This window comes from Streptomyces sp. S3(2020) (assembly GCF_013044505.1).
GTDB lineage: Bacteria > Actinomycetota > Actinomycetes > Streptomycetales > Streptomycetaceae > Streptomyces.
Window position 1 is genome coordinate 1 of sequence record NZ_JABERD010000411.1, and the last position, 3,915, is coordinate 3,915.

Below are 3,915 nucleotides of genomic sequence, written 5' to 3' on the forward strand. Positions count from 1 at the left end.
GCGTACCGGACCCGTCCAGCGTCTACGACCTCCTCCGCCCCCACCCGGTGCCGGTCCGCCCTCGATGTCATCCCCCGGACACCGGCGGACGACGAGTGGCGGTTGCTGCGCGGGCTCGCCTCCGCCTGTCTCGCCGTGCAGGGCAGGGGCGGCAGCTGGGAGACGGCGGCACGGGACTTCGCCGCGCTCGCGGGGAAGTCCGACACCTGCAAGGGGCGGGCCGCGTACACCGTGCTCGGCGGGCTGCTCGACTTCCACCGGCGCCACCCCACCGCCACCGTGCGGCTCCAGGCCGCCTCCGGTGCCGCGCCCGCCTGCGCGTACGCGATCGCCGGGGTCGACGCGGGTGACGACGGTCAGGCACGGCCCGGGGAGACCGTCGCCGTCGAGCTGGCCGGAACGTACTTCGACCATGCCGAACTGCTGCGGGACGGGCGGGTGTTCATCGACGGCCGGCAGCTGGAGGGACCGCCGGTCCTCGCCTCCGAGGCGGGTGACCATCTGGTGCTGAACGTGGTGGTGCCGGTGGTGGAGGGCCTGCCGAAGGCCGTCGACGTGGCCGTCCGGTTCGGGGGCGTCGAGGTGCGGGCCGAGGACGCGTTCACCGTCGTGGCGCCCGCTCCCACGGTGTCCGAGTCGGCGACGCCCGGCGCGTCAGTGGCGCCACAACGAGTGTTCCCGCTCCGCCCATTCCCGGCTCACCGTCCCGGTCCGCAGGCCGCGCCGCGCCTCCGGGTCCCCTAGCGCCATGCCGATGTGACCGGCGAGGACGATACCGATGGTCAGGGCCAGCCAGTCGTGGACGAAGGTCGCGCTGGTGCGCCACTGGATCGGGGTGAGGTGGGTGAACCACATCAGCAGCCCGGTGCCGAGCATCACCAGTGTGGCGCCGGCGATCCAGGAGGCGTAGATCTTCTGCCCGGCGTTGAACTTGCCCGCCGGGCGCGCCGAGGGCCGCTTGTCGCGGCGCAGGGCGGCCCGCAGCCAGATCCGGTCGTGCGGGCCGAAGCGGTTGAGGAAGCGCAGGTCGGCGCGGAAGTGGCGGGAGGCGAGGCCGGCCAGGACGGGGACCGGCAGGGCGAGGCCGGACCACTCGTGGACGCGGACCACCAGCTCGCGGCGGCCGACGAGTTCGGCGAGCTGGGGGACGTAGAGACAGGCGGCGGTGAGCACGCAGACGCCCATCAGGGCGGCGGTCGTGCGGTGCACCCAGCGCGGGGCTCGGCCGAAGCGGCGTACGCGCGTCCGGGGCGGGACTTCAGCTCGTAGGCTCATCGTCCCGTCCGTTCGACTTGCCGACCCAGGCGTCGACGTCGTAGCCGCGCTCCTCCCAGTAGCCGGGGTCCACGTCCTCGGTGACGGTGATGCCGGATAGCCACTTGGCGGACTTGTAGAAGTACATGGGTGCGACGTAGAGGCGGACCGGGCCACCGTGGCTGTGGCCGAGGTCCTTGTCCTGCATGCGCAGGGCGACCAGGACGTCCGCGCGGCGGGCCTGGTCGAGGGTGAGGCTCTCGGTGTAGGTGCCGTCGAAGCAGGTGAAGCGGATCGCCGTGCCCTTGGAGCGCACTCCGGCGGTGTCGAGCAGCCGGGAGAGGCGTACGCCCTCGAACGGGGTGTCGGGGACCCGCCAGCCGGTGACGCACTGGACGTCCTTGACCATCCGGGTCTGGGGCATCGCCCTCAGGTCGTCCAGGGTGTAGGTGGCCGGGCGGTCGACGAGGCCGTCGATCTTCAGGCGGTAGTCCGAGGCGTTCTTGTGGGGGACGGAGGAGGCGACCGAGTAGTAGCGGAAGCCGCCGCCGTTGGGGAGCAGGCCCGTGAGGCCGGTGGGGTCCTTGTCGGCGGCGCTGCCGAGGAAGGACTCCAGGCCGCGTTGGAGCGTGGGCGCCGCGACCACGCCGAGGGCGCCCAGGCCGAGGGTGCCGAGGAGGACACGGCGGCCGATGGGCCTGCCCTGCTCCTCGGGTTGTCCGGAGTTCACGTATTCATTCGAACACCCGCGAGCCCCGGCGGGCCAGGTTTCGCGGGTGTCCGTCAGACTTCCGTAACCACTTCTTACGAAGAGGCCGCCTTGTCGAGCTGGAACGCCTCGTTGCCCAGACCGATACGGGCGTGGGCTTCGGGCGAGCGGGCCCGCAGGAACAGGCCCTGGGCCAGGCCGACGAGCAGGGCCAGGCCGATGATGCCGGGCAGGAGCCAGCTCAGCGAGGAGTCCGGTCCCGCGCCGACCAGGACGTCGAAGTCCTTCACGGTGTAGCCGGCGATGACGAGCAGGGCGATCCCGGCGAGCGCGGAGGTGACCAGGCGCCAGGCCTGGGCGCCGACGGCACCGCGGCGGACGAAGAAGACGACCACCGAGAAGGAGGCCGCCGCCATCAGCACGATCACCCCGAGGGCGCCGATGTTGCCGAACCAGGTGAACAGGTGCAGGACGGGGACGGTCGGGTCGCCGGTCGGCTTGTCGTCGGCGACTGCGAAGGCGATGACGATCACCACCGAGACGACCGTCTGGAGCAGGGACCCGGTGCCGGGGGCGCCGCTGCTGCCGGTGGTGCGGCCGAAGGCGGCGGGGAGCAGCCCCTCGCGGCCCATCGCGAAGGCGTAGCGGGCGACGACGTTGTGGAAGCTGAGCATGGCGGCGAACATGCCGGTCACGAACAGGATGTGCAGGACGTCGGTGAAGGTGCCGCCGAGGCGGGACTCGGTGAGGTTGAACAGCAGTCCGGCGCTCTGCTTCTGGGACTCGCCGACGATCGCGGAGGGCCCGGTGGCGACGGTGAGGGCCCAGCTGCTGACCGCGAAGAAGACGGCGACCCCGCCGACGGCCAGGAACATCACGCGGGGCACCAGGACGTGCGGGCGGCTGGTCTCCTCGGCGTACACGGGTGCCTGCTCGAAGCCGAGGAAGGCCGCGATGCAGAAGCACAGCGCGGTGCCGACGCCCGCGCCGGTGAGGGTGTCGGGGTTGAAGGCGTGCAGGGACAGGCCCTCCTTGCCGGGGTCGGCGACGGCGGCGATGTCGAAGATGACGACCAGGGCCACCTCGATGACCAGCAGGACGCCGAGCACCTTGGCGTTGACGTCGATCTTCAGCCAGCCCAGGGCGCCGACGGCGAGCGCGGCCACCAGGGCCGGTATCCACCAGGCCACCTCCACCTCGGCGTAGGTGGCGAAGAGGCCGGAGACCTCGAAGCCGAAGATGCCGTAGATGCCGACCTGGAGGGCGTTGTAGGCGACCAGGGCGACCAGCGCCGCGCTCGCGCCGGCCGTGCCGCCGAGGCCGCGGGAGATGTACGCGTAGAAGGCGCCGGCGTTGTGGACGTGCCGGCTCATCTCGGCGTAGCCGATGCCGAACAGGACGAGGATCACGCCGAGGAGGACGAAGAGCAGGGGCTGTCCGACGATGCCGATCACCGCGAATGTGGTGGGCATGACACCCGCGACCACCATGAGGGGCGCGGTCGCCGCGAGCACGGAGAGCAGCAGGCCCCCGGTGCCCAGGCGGTCGGCGCGCAGGGCCCGCTCCTGGCCCTTGAAGGTACTGATGCCGTCGGTTCTGCTCGTACTCGAACTGTCCGTTGTCACGGGGAGACCGTCCTTTTCGGGGAGGGGCGATGAAGGCTTGGGGGGTGTCTGAGGGCCGTCACACCGTGCCGAGCGCGCTGTCGCGCGCGGCACGGAGCTTCGGCCCTCTGACACCCCACCAGCCCTCACCCCCCCTCTCCCACCAGACAGGCCTCCCCGTGCCACCGCGCAATGCGACTACCGGCCCCACCTCCGGCATCAGTCACCTCACGCACCAACCTCGCGCCCCCACCACCAGCCGCCTCGCCACCTCCGGCCCCCTGCCCACCCGCGTCGAGCGGACCGCCCCACCTGAGCGCGCCCCGGCGTTTATCCCACCCCCCGGCG

At 72.0% G+C, this 3,915-nt stretch carries 4 protein-coding genes; 1 reads left to right on the plus strand and 3 read right to left on the minus strand.

Annotated elements, in window-relative coordinates:
• Positions 1-744 (plus strand): hypothetical protein (locus HLK59_RS48755; protein ID WP_171148127.1); only part of this gene is annotated, 744 nt, incomplete at its 5' end.
• On the opposite strand, the gene HLK59_RS48760 is transcribed toward HLK59_RS48755, so the two are convergent.
• From HLK59_RS48760 to HLK59_RS48770, 3 genes are all read right to left on the minus strand, one after another.
• Positions 655-1,275: a cytochrome b/b6 domain-containing protein gene (locus tag HLK59_RS48760; protein WP_171148128.1), complete on the minus strand. Its 621-nt coding sequence runs from the start codon at positions 1,273-1,275 to the stop codon at positions 655-657. The two genes, HLK59_RS48755 and HLK59_RS48760, sit on opposite strands and share 90 nt — an antisense overlap.
• Complete coding sequence (locus tag HLK59_RS48765; protein WP_171148129.1) at positions 1,259-1,984, minus strand: molybdopterin-dependent oxidoreductase; 726 nt, start codon at positions 1,982-1,984, stop codon at positions 1,259-1,261. Before HLK59_RS48765 ends, HLK59_RS48760 begins: the two co-directional genes overlap by 17 nt.
• Before the next feature lie 74 nt (positions 1,985-2,058).
• Complete coding sequence (locus HLK59_RS48770) at positions 2,059-3,588, minus strand: APC family permease (RefSeq protein WP_171148130.1); 1,530 nt, start codon at positions 3,586-3,588, stop codon at positions 2,059-2,061.
• Positions 3,589-3,915: the final 327 nt, after the last annotated feature.